Origin of the sequence: Sphingomonas sp. OV641, assembly GCF_900109205.1 — a bacterium.
In the GTDB taxonomy this organism is placed as follows: domain Bacteria; phylum Pseudomonadota; class Alphaproteobacteria; order Sphingomonadales; family Sphingomonadaceae; genus Sphingomonas.
This window is the reverse complement of the sequence record NZ_FNZB01000015.1, coordinates 1-18569: the sequence shown is the minus strand read 5'-3', so window position 1 is coordinate 18569 and position 18569 is coordinate 1. Positions and strand designations below refer to the sequence as shown.

The following is an 18569-nucleotide window of genomic DNA, read 5'->3' as shown; positions in this document are numbered from 1 at the left end:
GAATGCCATTGTCCGTCAGGATGGTGTGGATGCGGTAGGGTACGGCTTTCAGCAGGTGTTCTAGGAACTCCCACGCTGTCCGCCTGTCAGCCTTGATCCCCAGCTCACGGCTCAGCGTCGCGAGCGAAGCTTGCGATCGCTGTATTGCTGCTCGGACGGCGTGCGTGGTCGTGGCGCACCCGTGACGTACCTGTCCCATACGGCTTCCTTCCATTCCAACGAAAGGATCGCACCATCAAACCGTGGGATCAAACACCTAGACCTGCCGCAACTCGTCTAGGAAGCTAGCTAGGACATGCTCAAGGTCTGGGAACACCGGGTGTTCCTCGAAGTGCCGGCTTAGCTCCGTCTCGATCGTCGCCGGCGACTTGGCATCTTCCTTGGACTTTTCCGCCCATTTCCGACCGGGATGTAGCGTGTCCCAGGGCGAGCGCTTGTTGGCCCGGGTGGTTGCGTCATCCCCGTGTTTGCCCAAGCCATAGAGGATGTTCGTCTCGCTGTTCCAAATCGGCCGAAACAGATGGATCATGTAATCCTCGGCCGCCGTCTCCCAGCCGCTCTGAACGACCAGCGATCGGAACTGAAAGTCGGCAAGGTCGAGCGTGGTGATGGCCGTACCGATGTTCTTACGGTGGTCTGAAAGACGCCCACAAAGCCGCGGCCCCTGCTCCAGCGGGGTACGGGCATTGTTGATCGCGGGCGCGGCCTGGCCGACGTAGATCGGCGTCTCGCTTCCGCTGATGGGCGCATACAGCGGAAATGGACCGTTGTAGTAGATGGCGTAGGTTCCGGAGCCATAGAACCGCGGTATCTCGGCCAACGGGTGACGCTGCTGCGCGACCAGCGCGAGCGAGACGAACCGCCCCACCACCTTGGGATTGCTGGGATCAAACACCGCCGAAGGCTGCCGGATCGGGTCCAGCGTGTTCAGAAAAGAGCCCAGCTCCTCGATGACACCCCGGATTTCCTTCTCAAGCGTGCGTCTCCGCGATGCCGACAGGGTGGTCGAGGTCGTCTGTTCGATGAGCTGGTCGAGATTCGCGCGCAGTTCGGCGATCGGCGACGGCGCGGGTGTGGGTTTACGACTCATGCGGCGGTCAAATGCCTCGCCACGTTCTCCCCAACGGCCTGCGCGAGCTTCACCGGAACGGCGTTGCCGAGCTGGCGCATGGACTCAGTCCATGAGCCATGAAAGCGGTACTTGTCAGGGAAGGTCTGTAGCCGGGCACTCTCCCGGACGCTGAAATAGCGCACGCTGCCATCGGCGCGACGAAGCATGTTCTCGCCTCCCGGGACGCCGTGAACGCCCGCCTTGAGCGTCTTGGCTGGTTCATCAAGCGGACTACCAGTGTGGCCCACATAGCTGCGGGCGCCACCTTGGAATCGATGATTGAGGCAGGAAGCCGCGAGTTCCGGCTGAAGCTCGGGATCAGGAAGGTCTCCGATCGCGTCCCGCACAGTCAGCCACGGCTTGTCCGCAGGCTTCTCCAATAGCGTCATGCCGCGTGCGCGAAAGCGTGGATCAAGCACCCGGTCGCGCTTGGCGATCTCGTGCCGCTCCCAATAGTCACCCGTTCGTACCTGCTCCCATAGCAGCGCTTCGAGCGAGTGGGTTGCCTCCGGGAAGGACCATTCAATGCCAAGGTCCGCGCGGAAGCCGACGAACACGACACGCTCACGACGTTGCGGAACCCCGTGATTGGCTGCGTTGAGCACCCGATACACGACGTTGTAACGCAGCTCATCCGAGCTGCCCTTGGCGGTGTGATGACGCTCTAGGCGCGCCATGTGCTCCATCCACGTCTCACCCGGCCGCAACGTGAGTTCCGGATAGGTGAGCTGGTGGACGATATGAGCAAGGTAGGTGGCGAAGCTCGCCCTGGTCAGCCCCTTTACGTTCTCGAACACGAACGCCCGCGGGCGCGTCTCACGCACGACCCGGACGGCTTCGGGCCACATGTCACGCGCGTCCGCATGTGCTCGATGCTTCCCGCCAAGGGAAAATGGCTGGCAAGGCGGGCCACCCGTCACAAGGTCGATCTTGCCTTCGTGATGGCGAAAATCGACGGCTCGAATGTCACCCTCGGTCGGCAATGGCCAATGGCTAATACCACCCGCCTTTACCTTGCGGTTCTCTCGAATCGTATCGCAGCACCAGCGATCCCATTCGACCACCTGCATGGGACGGAATCCCGCCTTGCTGATCCCCATGCCCAGCCCGCCGGCGCCGGCAAATAGCTCAATGGCCCGCATGGGCGTTTCCTTGGTCGTCATCGAGAAATCCACGTACTTTGTTCTTCAAGTGTTCCGTTTGCCCGCATTCGCATTCCCAGACAACCAGCTCCCGCCAGCCCTCTCGGTCCAGCATCGCACGATTGCGCTCGTCTCGATCGCGGTTGCCCTCCAGCTTCGGTCCCCAGAAATCCTGGCGGGATTTTGGCATTCGCGCCAGTTTGCAATTCGGATCGGGATGACGATGCCAGAAACATCCGTGGACAAAGATGACTTTCTTCCGGCCGCGAAACACAAGGTCGGGGCTACCGGGTAGACGCTTGTCGTGAAGCCGATAGCGGTAGCCCATGCCATGCACGATGCGGCGCACCAGCATCTCGGGCTTGCTGTTCTTGCCCCGAATGCGGCTCATGCGCTCGGAGCGGCCTGCCGGGGTGAGGGTGTCCGCCATCCTAACGCATCGCCTCGGGCTCGATCTTGATCGTGCAGCGCACCGCTTCTCGCGCCTTATCCGCGCGCTTCCGGCACGCCTCCAGCGCCTGCCGGTTAGCGGTGACGATCCGATCACCTGCGGCGATGTTGGCAAAAGCGTCAGGCGCGCTGGTCCGCATGAGACGCTGACCGCCTTCCCACATCGGCAGGTCGAGCGAGCGTGCCGCCATCTTTTCCGGCCATTGCCAGCTCGAGGGCACGGCACGTGCAACGACGCCGGCGAACACCGCCCATATCATCATGCCGAACACCACACCGCCGATCGCGCTCCACATCAGCCAGCGGTTCTGCTCATCGCCACGCCGCGCCGACACGACATAGCTGTGAAGCTGGCGCGTCACGTCCTCCAGGCCGGTGCGCGCTGTGGCGATCGTCTGCCGGTCTTCCTGGCGCGCCGTGCTTGCCGCCGCGGTGATCCGTCCCGCGAACTGCTCCGGCGTCATCGCCAGCATCGGGCTTTTCACCAGCATATCGACCCGCTGCGCGGTGGCTGTGATGTTGTTGGCGATGACACCCAGCGTTTCGGAATAATCGGGCGCCTCGGGCACCTCCATGCGCTCGGCCGTCAGACGCTCGACGGCACGGCGCATCAGAGTCACCTCCGCGCGCAGCTCCTGAAACGCCTGCGCGGCTTCACTCGGCCCTTCATCATCCGCCATCACGTCTTCCCTTATCGGCTCATGCCCCTGTCGCGCTCACGGCCGATCCCGATCGACTGCTCCAGCGATTTCTCGATGCTTCGGCCGCGCTCCAGTTTCAGCTCCAGCTCGGGCGCGCGGCGCTCCAGCGCCTTCGCCAGCTCGGGATCGCGGCGCAGGCCTTCGGCCATCGCGCCCATGCGCGTGACGGCCTTGTCGGACCGGGCCTGGTCGCCGCCCGCTCGCTCGCGCGCCAGACCCCGCCAACTCTCCACGAAACGTTCGGCACGCGCCTCCGGGTCGAGCCGCACGCGCTGTTCCTCGGCCATCGCGCGCACCGCTCCGCCGGTGTTGCCGCCGGCGGCCTGCTCGACCAGCCTGGGATCGCGCCTGAGCGCGGAAGCAAGGTCGCGCGCGGCATAGGGCCGGTTCGCGTCCAGCACCTCGCCGGCCTTGCGCAACGCGCTCTCCTGATGGGGTAGAACCGGCAGGCCCTTGGCGCGCATCCGGCCTATATCGGCCGTGGCGCGCGCATAGCGTTCGATTGCCTTGGCTTGGTCCGGCTTGCCGCCGGTTGCGGGCTCCCGTTCCGGCGCGGACGCCTTCTCCGGTGCCCGGGGCCGGAAGCCGTCGAATATGCCCTTGGCCTTGTCGCGCACCTTGGCGGCGATCTCTCGCGCGACTTCCGCGAACCGGATCTCACGCCGCTCGGCGAAGGCGCGTGCCCAGTCATTGTCGGACGGCGCGGCATAGTCGCCGGCCATGTCCTTGGCGCGGTCACGCGACAGGACGCGGGCGAGCTGGCGCTGATCGGTGAAGTCGTCGCGGCCATAGTGGAGCTGCACGCCCTCGCGGTGCCGGGACAAGGCGACATAGGCACCATGCCGGTCCATCCCCCGCGTCGCCAGCACATGCGCGCGATCGACCGTCACGCCCTGCGATTTATGGATGGTCGCCGCATAGCCATAATCGACATGGGCATATTCCTTCGCCGCGAACGTCACTTCGCGCCCGCCATCGAGGCGGACAGTCATGCCCTCCGGCGTGACGTGCGCGATCGTGCCCAGCGTGCCGTTCTTCACCCCCAGCGACCGCTCGTTGCGCAGGAACATCAGCCGGTCGCCGGCCGCGAAGTCACGGGCACCACGGTCGGCCGCGAACGCCACGTCCTCGCCCAGCTCACCGCTCGCGCGCAGCCGGTCGCGCGCTTCCCCGTTCAGCTCGCGGACCTCGGCGTTGGTGTGGGTGAGGATGATCCGGGTCTGGTCGGGATCGGCCCGACGCTGGCGATCCCAGCCATCCACCAGTTCGGCCCTTGCCTGCTCTCGCGTGTCGGCCGCGTGAACCATGCCACGGTCATCATAGGCGTGGATCGCCTCGGCCGTGCGGCCCGTGGCAAGTGCGCGCGTCGCATCCTTCTGCCAGTCCTCGCGCTGCCGGCGGACCTCGGTGATTTCCGCCGCGCCGTGGCGCTCGGCGATCGACCGGAACGCCGCGCCGGCTTCGATCGCCTGCAACTGCTCGGGGTCGCCCACCAGCACCACCTTGGCGCCGGCGTCGCGGGCATGGGACAACACCCGCTCCATCTGGCGTGTGCCGATCATGCCCGCCTCGTCCAGCACCAGCACGTCGTTGCGGGTGAGCTGGTCGCGTCCCTGCGCCCAGCCATGTTCGAGGCTGGCGATGGTGCGGGACCGGATGCCCGATCCGCCCTCCAGATTCTCGGCGGCGATCCCGGACAGCGCCGCCCCGCGCACCTGATAGCCCTCGCGCTCCCATGCCTCCCGCGCGACCCCCAGCATCGCCGACTTGCCGGTGCCGGCATAGCCGATGACCGACGCCAGCCCGCGGCCTTCGGTGATATGATCGAAGGCGTGGCGCTGCTCGCCCGACAGCACCAGCCCGCGGTCCTCGGCAGCCCCCAGCGCACCGACACGGTGCCGCTCGGACACGCCATGCCCGTCGCGTCGCGCCAGCTCGTCGCCGGCCTTCTCCAGACGCGCCTCCGTGGCGATCATCTCGCGGGACGTGAACCGCTCCTGGTCGCGCCCGTCCATGCCCAATGCCACCAGCTCGGGACTGGCGCGCACCGCCGCCATCACCTGGTCGAACTGCTCCTTGCCGTCCGAATGACGGAAGGCGAACGTAGCAAGATCGCGGGTGGTGAAGGTCGCCTGTTGCCGTGTGATACCGTCGAGCGCGATGCGCGGGTCGGCCGCGATCTTCTCGCCATTCTCCCGCGCGATCCGCCGGTGATCCTCGGCGCGCTCGGCATCCTCGCCGCGATCGAGCCGGCGCATTCCCGCCGGGCCGATCTTGTGCTGCGGCTCCAGCGTGATGCCCTGGTCTTCATAGGAGCGATGATCGATCCGCCCCTCCAGTCCCAGCTCGGCCATCGCCAAGTTGACATGGGCCGCCCACGCCTCGCGCCATTCCTTAAGCAGCTCGGTGCCGTTCCAGTCGCGGTTCTTCTGCCCGAACCCGTCCGGTCCCACGTCGCGCATCGACAGCATGACATGGGCGTGCGGCTTCGGGCTGCCGTCCTTCGCCTTGTCCCAATGCACGTTGAGGTCGGCGACCATCCCGCGCTTCACGAACTGCTCGGCGACGAAATCACGGGCGAGCGCGACGCCTTGTTTCTCGTTCATCTCGCGCGGGATCGAGAACTCGACCTCGCGGGCAAGCTGAGCATCCTTGCGCTTCTCGCCTTCCTCGACTTCGGTCCAGAGCGCGGTGCGGTCGTTTAAACGCTCCGGCGCGCCCTGCGGCAATAGCACTTCGGAGTGGATGACGCCGGCCTTGTTCGAGAAGTCGTGATGGCGGTTCAGCTTCTCATCGAACAACCGCGATGCCGAGCGATAGGCAGCGGACGCGACGGCGCTGGAGCCCTTCGCGCGGCTGATGACCTTGGCGCTGAAATGATAGATCGCCATCGCGACCTCCATGATGCACTTCTTAGCGCACGTCGGCAACGACGTATAAGCGCGCACTCATCACTCACTTCGTTCCTGTTGATTGACTTGTCGTCACTCCGTGAGGCTGGCATGCTATCCTTCAAGGAAGGCAATATGACGATGATCCGGATTTGCAGGGAAGCAGGCGAGGCACCTGTCGCCACGATCCACGGCTTGCGCTTGCTCAAGGGTGACGGTGACACGCAGATCGCGTCGATCGACAATGACAAGGTGTACGGCGGTTCGGGCCGGATTCAGCTCCTCTACATTGCTGGTGATCGCGTGTTCAAAGGCATGGGCAGCATGCAACTCGCTCGCTTCGATCGCGGCAAGGTTTATGCCGGAACGTCAGGCCCTCAGCTTGCGACCTTCGTGGAAGGACAGATTACAGATGATGCCGGCGCAGTGATTGGCCACATTGACCAGCCGCTTACCGCCGCCGAGCTGGCAGCGGTGCTTCATCTCGTGTTCGCGATCTTCTGAGGGAGAAACAGATATGCGAAAGGTGCGGGACTACGATGCCGAACTGAAGGCGCTGGAGGAGCGTGCGCGCACGATCAAGGCGCGCCGCACCGAACAGCTTGGGGTACTCGTCACCGCCACCGGGGCCGATACGCTCGACATGGAAACGCTCGCCGGCGCGCTGCTCGATGCTGTCGCGTCCAAGAATGCGGAAGCGAAGGAGGTGTGGCGCGCGAAGGGCTCCGCTTTCTTTCAGCGGCGCGGGCGCAAAGGTAGCCGGACTGCTGGCTGCAACAGCGACGGCGGGAACGCGCAACCGGGCGCTGATCCAGCGTCTGGAAGCGGCGCGGCGTCGGGCTGATACGCGGGGCTGGGTCGTGCAACGGCGCGAACGCACCCGCCATCTGATCGAGCTGGGCGGCCTCGTCCAGAAGGCCGGCCTGGTCGATCTCGCCGACGACGATCGCGCCACTATCTATGGCGCGCTGCTGGAGCTGGTCGGCCGCGCTCGCGGTGACGATGGCGGCGACACGCTCGCGCTATGGAGGCGGCGCGGCAAACGTGCGTTCGACGCGGAAAGCGAAGCGATGGAGAAAGGCGATGGCGGTCCTGGATATTGAGGCGATCCGCTCGGAAGTTCGCGCACTGGATTTCAAGCGCGGCACACCCGCTGACGTGGCGGAATGGCGCGAAGCCGATGCCGAATCCCGCGCCAACCTCGCGATCGAGGGCATGACGCTTAGCGCCGACGACGAGGTGTTGTTCGACATGCTGCGCGACGAGGCGGTGCCCCCTGCCCTCGCCACGCAGATCATCCTCAAGCTGCTCGGCCACCCCGATGCCGATCCGGCGCTGGCGATCACGCCGCTGGAACGGGCCTGCTGATGGCGGGGCCGCTCATCGGCGGGCGTCGGCCGATCAGCTGGCGGCTCGCCATCGTCGTCGCGTTCGTCGCGGCCTATGCGACCGCGCGATGGCTGGAAGGCATCTTCGGCGTCGGGCAGATTTCCGGCACGGTGTCGTTCCTGGTCCTGGTCGGCCTGATCGGCGCGACCTGGTGGATCAACAGCCGCGCCGGCAACCGCCGCAACGAGCTGCTGGGCTCCGCGCGCTTCGGCAATCGCGCCGACGTGCGCAAGCTGGAGGCGAACGGGGATCTGCTGATCGGCCGCGCCAAGGAGTCCGGCAAGCTGCTGCGCTATGACGGCGCGGCGCACCTGCTGACGATCGCACCCACCCGCTCAGGGAAAGGCGTCGGCACGATCATCCCCAATCTGCTGCTGCTCGACCGCTCGGTGGTCTGCATCGACCCCAAGGGCGAGAATGCCCGCGTCACGGCCCGTGCGAGGGCAAGGAAGGGCCTTGTGTGGTGCCTGGACCCCTTCGGCGTCTCCGGCCGTCCAGCGGCCCGCTACAACCCTCTAGCGCAGCTTGATCCCGCAAGCCCGGACCTCGCGGAAGATGCGCAGACGATCGCCGATGCACTGGTCCATGACGCGCCGGGACAATCGGGCGAGGCGCACTGGAACGAGGAAGCCAAGGCGCTGATCGCCGGCGTGATCCTGCACACCGTCGTCCACGAACCCCCTGCCCGCGCGACGCTCGCCACCGTGCGCGACAAGCTCACTCGCAATCCTGCCGGCTTCGCCGCGCTGCTGGCGGATATGCAGGCGAGCACCGGCGCGCATGGCCTGATCGCGCGCGCCGCCAACCGCCAACTCGGCAAATCCGGTCGCGAAGCCGCCGGCGTGCTGTCCTCGGCGCAGCGCCACACCCACTTCATGGACAGCCCGCGTCTGGTCGAAAGCACCTCGGCGTCCGATTTCCGGTTCGCGGACCTGAAGGAGCGGCCCGGCACCGTGTTCCTGTGCCTGCCGCCCGATCGGCTCGACACCTATGCCCGCTGGCTGCGGCTGCTGGTCGCGCAGGCCGTCACCGACATGGCGCGCTCCCCAGCCCGCCCGGCAAGCCCCGTGCTGTTCCTGCTCGATGAGTTCGCGGCGCTCGGCCGCCTGGAGCCGGTGGAACGCGCGATGGGGTTGATGGCTGGCTATGGCCTCCAGCTCTGGCCGATCCTCCAGGACATGCACCAGCTCCGCGCGCTCTATGGCGAGCGGGCCGGCACGTTCCTGTCCAATGCCGGCGTGGTGCAGACGTTCGGGGTCAACGACCATGCCACCGCCGACATGCTCTCGCGCACGATCGGGGACACGACGCTGGAATATGCGACCCTCAGCACATCGCGCGGCACGGGCTGGGGTGAAAATCGCGCCGGTCCCTCGGAAAGCGTCAGCACGCATGTCACGGCGCGGCGGCTCGTCATGCCAGATGAAATCATGCGGATGCCGACCGACACGCTCCTGCTGCTGCACCAGGGCGAACGTCCGCTCTGGGCCGGCAAGGTTCGCTACTATGACCAGCGCGAGTTCGCCGACCTGTTCGATCCGGCGTGATCGCACACACCGGCCGGGGAAGATTGAAGGCGAGGTTTGAGGTAGCGCCTCACCGCACATCTCCGCTGGCGGAGCGCTGAAGGCACACACCGCCGGTTTCGCTTGGCTTCTTTCGGAAGCCCTGCGGCCGATAGGCCGCTCTGGTGGCGGTGTTAGCCGGCACGGATCGAAGGCGCATTGGCCGTAGGCCAATTCCGCTTGCCCTTCTCAGGTCCACGGTTTTGGGTGAGCCTTGTCGTTAAGAGATTCTGTTAAATAGGAATCGTTAAACAAGTTAAGCCGCTCAAAAAGCGGAATCTTGCTTTGTTTATCAACCGCTTGCCGGACAGCCCGGTGGGTGAAACCCCGTGATTCGGTGTGTGATACCCCGATAGTGCGGTGGGTGATACCCCGACGCCAAGGTGGGTGAAACCCCGAGATTCTGGAGCCGAAAAGGGGCCTCCCGCGCCAGTTATCCACAGCCTGGCTGGTGGCTCCGGCATCGCCCGAAGCATGTCAGGGTTCAGGCAGCATCGCTGGCCGGTGTGTGAAACCCCGATAGTTGGGCTTGCGGTGTGTGATACCCCGATAGTCAGCGGCGGCCGGCAAGCCGGTCCATCTGTGCATCGACTTCCTCGGCCCGCTTGCGCTCGGCGTCGAAACGGGCGCGCCGCTCCTCCTCAGCGCGCATTCTCTCGGCGAGCGCTAGTGCCTCGGCCTCGCCGCGGAGCCTGAACAACACGGCCGGGCTTTTGTCCGTCGTCTCGGTCAGCTCCATCGCATAGTCGGGGAGCTGGTCGGCCTCGATCACCCGCCGAAGCATCCGGTTGAACTCCTTGGGCTGGGCATCGCTGCCGGTCTTGTCGCGAAGCACTTCTACCCGGCAAGTCCACCCACCGCGCTGCGTGCCGGCGTGCTTTCGCGCGATACGATAGAGCGCCCGCTCCAGCCCTCCGGAGAGCAGGAAATAGTCGGGGTGCATGGTGAGCAGCGACTTCTCGTTGACGATGCCCTCATAGACCCAATCCGAGAGGGTCAGCGTCATGCCGCGCGGCTGCTCCGTTTCGGCGTCGGTGTCGAAGGTCCAGCTGTCGAGCCAGTTGAAGCCAGCCTTCTGCCGGCGCTTCGTCGCGCGGATCGAAGTTGTGATCGAAGTCGTCTGGAGCCGGAGGAGCGCAGCTTGCAGCTCCTGATAGTCCCTGCCCCCTGTGCTGCGCTTGATCGCCCGCAGTAGGTCGTAGGGCGTGGTTGTCAGCGTGCGGGGCAGGTCGTTCAGCCCCTGCTGCTTCATGCGGTTGAGCGTGGACGCGGCCCATATCAGGATATCGGCGTCCCAGATTGTGGCCATGCCGTAGTCGGGAATGGCCTGGACGCGCACCCAGGCCTCGCCATCCGGGCTGCGATACTCGATCGGCTTCAGCCGCTTGCGCTTCTGGAGCGAGAAGAACGGGCGCTCCATGACCTCCCGCTGGTCCTTGAGCGGAAGATCACCGAGCGCCGGAATGAACAGGTCGAACTCGGGATTGGGATCACGCCGCTTGCTCACGGCGCAAACCTGGTGTGTCCCCGCTGGACCAGATACTGGCGCAGCAACCGCTCGGTGATAACGGTAAGGGGCTCCCCGCCCTCCTCGACGCTGAGCTGGCGCAGTGTGCGGTGCATGTCTTCGGGAATGTGGATCAGCACCGGCTTCTTGCCGGGATGGCTGCTGCGCCGGGCAGGTGCTGCCGGGGCCGACGTGTCCGCCGCACGCCGCGACCGACGCGGGACGGCAGGCTGCGGCGCGGGAGTTGCATCGGCAACGAGAGCCGATGCCGGTGCCGGTGCCGGTGCCGGTGCCTCGGGCTCGTCATCGAAGATGCCGGCGAGCGCGGAAGTTTTCTTCGCCATCATCCAACCTCGCTTACTTGCTTAGTCGTAAAGCCGCTTAGTCGCTTAGCCTCGTCATAGGCGGCGCGCAACTCGGCCGCCGCCTTGCTGTCCGGATCCGTCTCGGCCGCCGTTCTGCCGAGCGGCGTGGCCTTGTAGAAATCCTTGCGGAAGTGGAGGCGGCTGTCGAACATCGTCACGCCCTTCGCTGCGAAGCCGGCATGGGCCTCCTGCCCCTCCCCGCCCTGATGCGGAACCTGCGTCAGTATAACGGCGAACGGCGTGCCTGCCTGCTGCACCTGCTTGACAGTCTGCAACACCGAATGAACGTCCAGCCCTCGCGGCGCGACAGGGATGATGACGAAATCCGCCTGCTCGGCTGCGAGCATGGCAATGTCCTTGGAGTTCGCCGGCGTGTCGATGATGATGAGGTCGATCTTGCCGCTGCTGCGCCCGCGCGAGACGTGGAGCGGCAGACCGGCAACGCTGCTGTCCTTCACCATCACGTCGTCGTCGTCGCGGCGTTCGGACCAGTAGAGCGCCGATCCTTGGCGATCGTCGGCATCGAGGATAACGACCGACGCCCCCTCCCGCGCCGCCTCGACGGCGAATCCGGTTGAGAGGGTGGTTTTGGATTGCCCGCCCTTTTGCGCGATGACGGCCCATACTTGCATAGCTGCTGCTCCTACTAAGCGGCTAAGCGACTTATGGAGCTTAGCCGCTTAGTCGTAAAGGGTCTTAGTCGCTTAGCCATGTTCGTCTTCAGTTCCGTCGCCGACCGGATCGTGGCGCATCGGGCCGTGCCCCTCAACCGGGCACAAAGGCGCGCCCGCTGTCTCCAGCCATTTGCGCGCGGTCCTGACGGTATAGCCGCACGTCGAGCACTCGCATTTCAGCATCCGCACCGCCTGCTTCCTGGGCCGAGTAGTCGCGCTGCCTGTATCGAGTCTGGCATGGGGAAGGGGACCGACCGCAGCGAGGATCGGTGCAATGGCGGAAAGGAAGGCGCCCCCGGGGGTGGTGGCGCGCATTGGCCCGACCAGCCCCAGCCCGACTGAGACCCGTTTAAACGCTCTTCCGTGTCCGGCCGCGATCCCGACCGCCGCGTGGACCAGCTCGTGCGCGAGGATCGCGGCGATCTGCGCCGGCATCGCGTCGGGGGCGTGGGCGAGGTCAGGCCGGATGAATATCTCGAAGTGGCCGTCGCCGATGCGCCGGTTGTCCCAGCACTCGCCGATCGCCTTGCCCTTTGCTCCCCTGCTGGTGAAGCCGATCGCCACCCGGCAGGGACGAGACGCCGGTATGGCGGCTCGGTCGGAGCGCAAGCGGAGATAGAGCGCGGTCCCGCAGGGACGCGCCGCCATGCAACTATTCCCTAGCGCTTGGGTTTCTGCTAGGATCGGCCATGCCTACCGTTCTGCGCATCAACGGCCTGCGGGTCGTGATCTGGCCAAATGATCATCGGCCGGCGCACGTCCATGTGAAGGGCGCAGACGGGGAGGCGGTGTTCAACCTGCATTGCCCCGGCGGACCTCCGGAGCTGCGCGAGAGCTATGGGTTCAGGCTGGCCGACCTGAACCAAGTCGCCGATGCCCTGGCGGCCGCAATCGCCGCCCTGTGCGCGGAATGGAGGACGATACATGGCGATTACTGAGCGCGATCTGGCGAAGGCGGAGAAGCGCATGGCGGCGAAGCGCGAGGCTGGTCATGCCGTATCGGCGCGCTATGACCGGCGGCGTTCGCGGGTGGTCGTGGCACTCAACACCGGCGTCGAACTGACCTTCCCGACCCAACTCGCGGAAGGGCTGGCGGATGCCTCGCCGGACAGCCTGGCCGAAATCGAGATCAGCCCCGCCGGACTCGGCCTGCACTGGCCCAGGCTCGACGCGGACCTCTACGTGCCCGCGCTCCTGCAGGGCGTGTTCGGATCGAAGCGATGGATGGCCCGCCAGCTCGGTGCCGAAGGAGGACGGTCACGCACCGCAGCCAAGATCGCCGCTTCACGCGAGAACGGCCGCAAGGGCGGGCGGCCTCGGAAACCGATGGCTGCTGGAGCCTAAAAGGGCGAAAAGTAGTTTGTCGCTTAGTAGCTTATTCGCTTAGTTGGTGTCGCAGATATTCTGAGTTTCGCGACAGCGCCCTCAACGCTCGTATTCTCTCGTACGCTGGCGTCGCAAAAGTCGATAGCATAATACTTGTTTTCTGATACAGTTTTGCGACATGCTGATCGGCTACGCCCGTGTGTCCACTGATGACCAAGATCTCCGGTTGCAACGCGCCGCGTTAAAGGAGGCGGGGTGCAAGCGGGCGTTCGAGGAGAAGGTGTCGGGCGCGAAGCGTGATCGGCCCGAGTTGGCCAAAATGATCGAGCAGCTGCGCGACGATGACACGGTGGTGGTGACGCGGCTCGACCGGCTGGCACGCTCCACTCGCGACCTGCTCGACATTGCCGAGAAGCTGAAGGAGGTCGGCGCCGGCCTGCGCTCGCTGGCCGAGCCTTGGGCGGATACGACCTCGCCTGCGGGTCGCATGGTGCTGACCGTGTTCGCCGGCATCGCCGAGTTCGAGCGCGAGCTGATCCACCAGCGCACCAGCAGCGGGCGGGTCGCGGCGAAGGCGAGGGGGGTCCGGTTCGGCCGCCCGCCCAAGCTCACCCCCGATCAGATTGCCCTTGGCGAATGGTTGGTGAGCGAGGGCACGTCGGTGCGGGAAGCGGCCAAGCTCCTCAAGTGTCACCATGCCACGCTCTACCGGGCGCTGACCGCCGCAGCATTGACCCCGTGATGCTGACCACCCCGCAGCCCGACGCGCCGGAGGGGGAGGCCTGATGCCGATCCGTCCCGAACATGTGTTCCTGTATCCGATCGACTGGCCCCAGCTCTCGCATCATGTGCGCTTCGTGCGGGCAGGGGGATGCTGCGAGCATTGCGGGCGCCCCCATGGGCAAAAAGTATTCCATATGCGGGATGGACGATGGTGGGACCGGAAGCGGCATTGCTGGCGCGATGGCCAAGGTCGACGCGTGCGACGGCCGACAGAGGACATCCTGGTGCACGGTGCGTGGACGCCGGTGGTGCTGGCCTGTGCGCACCTCAACCACGACCCTAGCGACAGCACGCTCCACCAGCTGGCGGCACTGTGCCAGCGGTGTCACATGATCCACGATGGCCCGGAGCATCGGCGCCGGCGCTGGATGAATGCGCACTATCGACGCGCTCTTGGCGACTTGTTCTACGGACCTTATCCCGTGTTGGGCGCCGACTGGATCACGCCCACCCCGCTCAGCATGCTCGATGGTAGCTCATCGATTCATGCTTGGATTCGGTGAAGAACGGCCAGATCGTAGCTGCTGCAAGGGGCCGCCCCAAAAACGGGCTAGTCGTTATTGCTTTGTTGGGTTTTCGCTCATATCTCGGGGTTAATCGAACCCGCCAGGCCTCTGCCCGCAAGGGTATGCACACTTGGCGGGTCTTTTTTTGCCCTGCTAAGCAGGATGGGTGCCACGCCCCTTCACAAAACCCGCGACGACGATCGCGCAGCAGCTCCAACACCTCCAGGCCGAAGGCATGGCAATCCCCGACGTGGTGCGGGCCGAGCACTGGTTACGCCATGTCAGCTACTACCGCCTGAGCGCCTACTGGCTGCCCTTCGAATATCCTAAGGGTACTTCTGGCGCCCGTTTCTTGCCGGGCACCAGCTTCGATACCGGCCGGAGGGTTTGGTGTTTGAATTGGAAGCGCGGCTTGGAGATGCCGCAACAGTGAACGAGTAGACGGCGTGGGACAGAGCAAGCCGATCGGCAGCAACACCATTCTGATCGTTGAAGGCGAAGCGCGGGCGGTGTCGCCCGCCAGGCGCCGCTTGCCAGCTTTCATGAACTCCTTCGACCAGGTGTAATACAGGCTCTGTGCGATGCCTTCCTTGCGGCACAGCTCGGCAATGCTGTCCTCGCCGCGCAGGCCTTCCAGCACGATGCGGATCTTGTCCTCGGCCGAGAAGTGGCGACGGGTCTGGCGCCGGATGTCCTTCACCACCTGCTCTGCAGGGGCCTTCGTCGACGATTTTGCATTGGAGGATCTGGGCTTCATCTTCGTTCCTTCGTCACTACGACGAAGCCCAGATCCTCCTTACATCACAACCTCAAATCTGTGCCATTGGCGCTGACGGCGGACACCGTCGATTTGATCCATCGTCCCCGTCCTGTTGTGGTTGCTAAGAGGGTAAGGTGCACTCCGCCCCGCCGGGAGGGCCATAAAACAACAAAAGTGGTGCACCGCCCGCACCACTTGTGCTGCTATATAGAGAAAGGGTGGAGAGCCAGGCGCCGCATCAAAGCCGCAAGCCCACACCTTCATCTATCGGCGACCAGCCACCTGCATTCAGGCCATCGCTGATCCAGGCAGCTCGCTCCTGCGATTACCCCACCTTCATAGCGTAGGCGGCTGTTCCTCGCCGATCGTGGAAATCTGATCGGTCGCCAGCACGCGGAACGCGTCGTCACCCAAGCGCAGCGCGCCGGCCAGCTCACGTCCAAGCAGCGCTGCGCCCAGTGCCGGCACGATCACGGCGGAGATGGTCCTTCCCACACGCCTCGCCTCGGCTTGCTGGTCCACAGCGGGATGCTCCAGCGTCGTGGCGAGTTCGGCTACCGTCAGACAAAGGGGAACCAGCCGGTCGCGGTGCCCCGACGACGCCAGCCACGCGATCAGCTGCCCCGCACCACCCGCGTCGAACGCGTCAAAGACCAGGTCAATTACGTCGCGCACATCGGTCTCACCTGCGCGCAGCCCCGCCAGTGCGGCCTGCACCGCATCGACCAGATCGCGGATCATCGCCTCCGCCAGCGCCCCTTGTAACCCGTTGGCGCTGCCAAAATGGTGCGTCACGTTGCCATGCGTCATGCCCAGCTGACCTGCCACTGCCTGGAGCGTGATCGCGCTGGGTCCGTGCTGCAGCAGCAATCGTCGTGCGCATTCCAGTGCAAGCTGGCGTACCTGGTCGGCGGGCCGGCGCCGGCGGACAGGCTGCTCGACGTCTATTGTCATGCTTGCCAATAAAGATTACGCCGCAAGTAATGGCTGAAGCGACACAAGCTGTAGCGATATGAAAAACCATCCATGTCATTGACGGGATGGGGCGGGGAGGAAGCGATGGCAACGATCATCTACGTCGAACACGACGGCACGCGTCATGAACAGCAGGTCGCCGACGGCTGGAGCGTGATGGAAGGCGCGGTGAAGAACGGCGTGCCCGGGATCGATGCCGATTGCGGCGGCGCCGCCGCCTGCGCGACTTGCCACGTTTATGTCGATCCGGACTGGCTGGCGGCGACGGGCGAGCGCACCGAGCAGGAAGCCGAGATGCTGAACTTTGCTGAAAACGTGGAAAGCAACAGCCGCCTGTCGTGCCAGATCGAGGTTACGCCCGCGCTCGACGGGCTGGTCGTCACCATGCCCGAAAGTCAGCACTGAGCCCCATCATCCTGGAAGGACCCGTCGCATGAGCACCGCCGCCACTGCCGCCTTCGCCGCCACCAATCCCGCCCGCGACGCCGCTTACGCGACCCCGCTCGACAAGCTGGATCCGTCACGCCCTGAGCTGTTTGCCGCCGACGAGATGTGGTGGAATTTCGAGCGGCTGCGCGCCGAGGCGCCGGTGCATTACACTGCCGAAAGCGCTTATGGGCCGTTCTGGTCGGTGACCAAATATAACGACATCATGGCGGTCGACATCGATCACCAGACCTTCTCGTCGGAGCCGGGGATCATGATGGTCCCGCCGCTTGCGCCCGGCGAAACGCCGCAACTCGAAGGGCTGGCGATGTTCATCGCGATGGACCCGCCCAAGCACGACGTGCAGCGCAAGGCGGTAAGCCCCGCGGTGTCGCCCACCAACCTCCAGATCCTGGGTCCGCTGATCCGCGAGCGCGCCGCCGCGATCCTCGACGGGCTGCCGATCGGCGAGGAGTTCGACTGGGTCGACAAGGTGTCGATGGAGCTCACCGCGATGACGCTCGCGACGCTGTTCGGCATGCCGCAGGAGGATCGCCGCAAGCTGACCTATTGGTCCGACGTGGTCACCGCCGAGCCAGGGCATGGCGTGGTCGAGACACGCGAGCAGAAGATGGGCATCTTCCGCGACTATCATGCCTATTTCACACAGCTGTGGAATGAGCGCGTCAACGCCGAGCCGACGGGCGACCTCATCTCGATGCTCGCGCATGATCCCGCGACGCGCGACATGTCGCCGATGGAATATTTCGGCAACGTGATGCTGCTGACGGTGGGGGGCAACGATACCACCCGCAACACGATGACCGGCTCGGTTTACGCCTTGTCCAAGAACCCCGATCAATATGCCAAGCTGATGGCCGATCCGTCGCTGCTGCCGTCGATGGTGTCGGAAACGATCCGCTGGCAAACGCCGCTGTCGCACATGAAGCGCCGCGCCACCCGCGATGTCGAGTTCCGCGGGCAGCAGATCAAGAAAGATGACACGGTCGTCATGTGGTACGTGTCGGGCAACCGCGACGATGAAGTGATCGAGCGTCCGAACGATTACATCATCGATCGTGCGCGCCCGCGGCAGCACATCTCGTTCGGCTTCGGCGTCCACCGCTGCGTCGGCAATCGCCTCGCCGAATTGCAGCTGCAGATCGTGTGGGAAGAGATCATGAAGCGCTTTCCCGAGATCAACGTGGTCGCGGAGCCCAAGCGGGTGCGCTCGAACTTCGTGAAGGGCTATGAATCGATGCGCGTCGTCATCCCGCGCCGCTATTGAAATTTTGCCCCACTCTTTTGAGGAACGTTCGGTAAGCAGCGGCCGCGTTGTCTAGGTGTTTGATCCCACGGTTTGATGGTGCGATCCTTTCGTTGGAATGGAAGGAAGCCGTATGGGACAGGTACGTCACGGGTGCGCCACGACCACGCACGCCGTCCGAGCAGCAATACAGCGATCGCAAGCTTCGCTCGCGACGCTGAGCCGTGAGCTGGGGATCAACCCGAAGACAGTTGCGAAATGGCGGAAGCGGGCGACGGTCGAGGATCTGAAGACCGGGCCGAAGGCCCCTCATTCCACCACCCTGTCCGAAGCCGAGGAGGCAATGGTGGTGGCGTTCCGCCGTCATACCCTGCTGCCGCTCGACGACTGCCTCTACGCGTTGCAGCCGTCGATCCCGCATCTGACCCGGTCAGCGTTGCATCGTTGCCTCCAGCGGCACGGCATCTCCCGCCTGCCGGATATCGAGGGCGACAAACCGAAGCGCCAGCGCTTCAAGCGTTATCCCATCGGCTTCTTTCACATCGATATCGCCGAGGTGCAGACCGCCGAAGGCAAACTGTACCTGTTCGTCGGCATCGACCGCACCAGCAAGTTCGCGGTCACCCAGCTGGTCGACAAGGCTGACAGGCGGACAGCGTGGGAGTTCCTAGAACACCTGCTGAAAGCCGTACCCTACCGCATCCACACCATCCTGACGGACAATGGCATTC

Annotated in this window: 21 protein-coding genes and 3 pseudogenes; 12 read left to right on the top strand and 12 right to left on the bottom strand. The window is 64.9% G+C overall.

Annotated features, from left to right (window positions below; genetic code table 11):
* The 6 genes and pseudogenes from BMX36_RS20640 to traA form a co-directional block, all read right to left on the bottom strand.
* Window positions 1-199: pseudogene (locus tag BMX36_RS20640) on the bottom strand (hypothetical protein); the annotation flags it as partial.
* 57 nt (window positions 200-256) lie between these two features.
* Entirely contained in the window at window positions 257-1090 is an 834-nt protein-coding gene (locus BMX36_RS20635) for an Eco29kI family restriction endonuclease (protein WP_093068434.1), read from the bottom strand.
* The gene (locus BMX36_RS20630; RefSeq protein WP_256210954.1) at window positions 1087-2274 is read right to left on the bottom strand and encodes a DNA cytosine methyltransferase; all 1188 of its coding nucleotides are present in this window, start codon (window positions 2272-2274) and stop codon (window positions 1087-1089) included. Before BMX36_RS20630 ends, BMX36_RS20635 begins: the two co-directional genes overlap by 4 nt.
* Window positions 2240-2683, bottom strand: a complete 444-nt coding sequence (locus tag BMX36_RS20625; protein ID WP_093068431.1) for a very short patch repair endonuclease — start codon at window positions 2681-2683, stop codon at window positions 2240-2242. Before BMX36_RS20625 ends, BMX36_RS20630 begins: the two co-directional genes overlap by 35 nt.
* Before the next feature lies 1 nt (window position 2684).
* The gene (locus BMX36_RS20620) at window positions 2685-3383 is read right to left on the bottom strand and encodes a DUF6118 family protein (RefSeq protein ID WP_177179233.1); all 699 of its coding nucleotides are present in this window, start codon (window positions 3381-3383) and stop codon (window positions 2685-2687) included.
* An 11-nt stretch (window positions 3384-3394) separates the two neighbouring features.
* A complete protein-coding gene (traA, locus tag BMX36_RS20615; protein WP_093068428.1) occupies window positions 3395-6295 on the bottom strand; it encodes a Ti-type conjugative transfer relaxase TraA in 2901 nt (966 codons plus the stop codon).
* Here traA and BMX36_RS20610 point away from each other — a divergent pair.
* From BMX36_RS20610 to BMX36_RS20590, 5 genes are read left to right on the top strand one after another with little or no spacing between them, the layout of a single operon-like run.
* A complete protein-coding gene (locus tag BMX36_RS20610) occupies window positions 6281-6799 on the top strand; it encodes a hypothetical protein (RefSeq protein ID WP_143058635.1) in 519 nt (172 codons plus the stop codon). The genes traA and BMX36_RS20610 overlap by 15 nt on opposite strands.
* A 13-nt stretch (window positions 6800-6812) precedes the next feature.
* Window positions 6813-7139 (top strand): conjugal transfer protein TraD, encoded by a 327-nt coding sequence (locus tag BMX36_RS20605; RefSeq protein ID WP_093068422.1) that lies wholly within the window; start codon window positions 6813-6815, stop codon window positions 7137-7139.
* Between the two features lie 16 nt (window positions 7140-7155).
* Window positions 7156-7398: a conjugal transfer protein TraD gene (locus BMX36_RS20600; protein ID WP_093068420.1), complete on the top strand. Its 243-nt coding sequence runs from the start codon at window positions 7156-7158 to the stop codon at window positions 7396-7398.
* On the top strand, window positions 7379-7663 hold the full coding sequence (locus tag BMX36_RS20595; protein WP_093068417.1) for a hypothetical protein: 285 nt from the start codon (window positions 7379-7381) through the stop codon (window positions 7661-7663). Before BMX36_RS20600 ends, BMX36_RS20595 begins: the two co-directional genes overlap by 20 nt.
* Window positions 7663-9231: a type IV secretory system conjugative DNA transfer family protein gene (locus BMX36_RS20590; protein WP_093068414.1), complete on the top strand. Its 1569-nt coding sequence runs from the start codon at window positions 7663-7665 to the stop codon at window positions 9229-9231. Before BMX36_RS20595 ends, BMX36_RS20590 begins: the two co-directional genes overlap by 1 nt.
* A 571-nt stretch (window positions 9232-9802) precedes the next feature.
* On the opposite strand, the gene BMX36_RS20585 is transcribed toward BMX36_RS20590, so the two are convergent.
* The 4 genes from BMX36_RS20585 to BMX36_RS20570 all read right to left on the bottom strand — a co-directional run bounded on the left by BMX36_RS20585 (window position 9803) and on the right by BMX36_RS20570 (window position 12443).
* Entirely contained in the window at window positions 9803-10756 is a 954-nt protein-coding gene (locus tag BMX36_RS20585; RefSeq protein WP_024021610.1) for a replication initiator protein A, read from the bottom strand.
* Window positions 10753-11100, bottom strand: coding sequence for a hypothetical protein (locus tag BMX36_RS20580; protein WP_093068437.1), 348 nt, complete (start codon window positions 11098-11100; stop codon window positions 10753-10755). Before BMX36_RS20580 ends, BMX36_RS20585 begins: the two co-directional genes overlap by 4 nt.
* Complete coding sequence (locus BMX36_RS20575) at window positions 11100-11753, bottom strand: ParA family protein (RefSeq protein ID WP_093068411.1); 654 nt, start codon at window positions 11751-11753, stop codon at window positions 11100-11102. The genes BMX36_RS20580 and BMX36_RS20575 overlap by 1 nt, the downstream gene beginning before the upstream one ends.
* 72 nt (window positions 11754-11825) lie before the next feature.
* Window positions 11826-12443 carry a transcription elongation protein SprT gene (locus BMX36_RS20570; protein WP_256210953.1) on the bottom strand — a complete coding sequence of 206 codons (618 nt, stop codon included), beginning with the start codon at window positions 12441-12443 and terminating at the stop codon, window positions 11826-11828.
* Between the two features lie 41 nt (window positions 12444-12484).
* On the opposite strand from BMX36_RS20570, the gene BMX36_RS20565 reads away from it, so the two are divergent.
* The 4 genes from BMX36_RS20565 (at window position 12485) to BMX36_RS20550 (ending at window position 14407) form a co-directional block, all read left to right on the top strand.
* Window positions 12485-12733: a DUF4160 domain-containing protein gene (locus BMX36_RS20565; protein WP_093068408.1), complete on the top strand. Its 249-nt coding sequence runs from the start codon at window positions 12485-12487 to the stop codon at window positions 12731-12733.
* The gene (locus BMX36_RS20560) at window positions 12720-13139 is read left to right on the top strand and encodes a DUF2442 domain-containing protein (protein WP_093068405.1); all 420 of its coding nucleotides are present in this window, start codon (window positions 12720-12722) and stop codon (window positions 13137-13139) included. Before BMX36_RS20565 ends, BMX36_RS20560 begins: the two co-directional genes overlap by 14 nt.
* 160 nt (window positions 13140-13299) lie before the next feature.
* Window positions 13300-13863, top strand: coding sequence for a recombinase family protein (locus BMX36_RS20555; protein ID WP_093068402.1), 564 nt, complete (start codon window positions 13300-13302; stop codon window positions 13861-13863).
* Window positions 13864-13906: 43 nt separating this feature from the next.
* Window positions 13907-14407 (top strand): hypothetical protein, encoded by a 501-nt coding sequence (locus BMX36_RS20550; protein ID WP_046407082.1) that lies wholly within the window; start codon window positions 13907-13909, stop codon window positions 14405-14407.
* Window positions 14408-14906: 499 nt separating this feature from the next.
* Here the strand turns inward: BMX36_RS20550 and BMX36_RS20540 are convergent.
* Together BMX36_RS20540 and BMX36_RS20530 are read right to left on the bottom strand one after the other, a co-directional pair.
* Window positions 14907-15167 (bottom strand): annotated as a pseudogene (locus tag BMX36_RS20540) (transposase); the annotation flags it as partial.
* Between the two features lie 339 nt (window positions 15168-15506).
* Complete coding sequence (locus tag BMX36_RS20530) at window positions 15507-16124, bottom strand: TetR/AcrR family transcriptional regulator (protein WP_093068399.1); 618 nt, start codon at window positions 16122-16124, stop codon at window positions 15507-15509.
* Window positions 16125-16229: 105 nt separating this feature from the next.
* On the opposite strand from BMX36_RS20530, the gene BMX36_RS20525 reads away from it, so the two are divergent.
* The 3 genes and pseudogenes from BMX36_RS20525 to BMX36_RS20515 all read left to right on the top strand — a co-directional run.
* A complete protein-coding gene (locus tag BMX36_RS20525; RefSeq protein ID WP_093068397.1) occupies window positions 16230-16550 on the top strand; it encodes a 2Fe-2S iron-sulfur cluster-binding protein in 321 nt (106 codons plus the stop codon).
* A 28-nt stretch (window positions 16551-16578) separates the two neighbouring features.
* Complete coding sequence (locus tag BMX36_RS20520; protein ID WP_093068394.1) at window positions 16579-17859, top strand: cytochrome P450; 1281 nt, start codon at window positions 16579-16581, stop codon at window positions 17857-17859.
* 112 nt (window positions 17860-17971) lie between these two features.
* Window positions 17972-18569: pseudogene (locus BMX36_RS20515) on the top strand (IS481 family transposase); the annotation flags it as partial.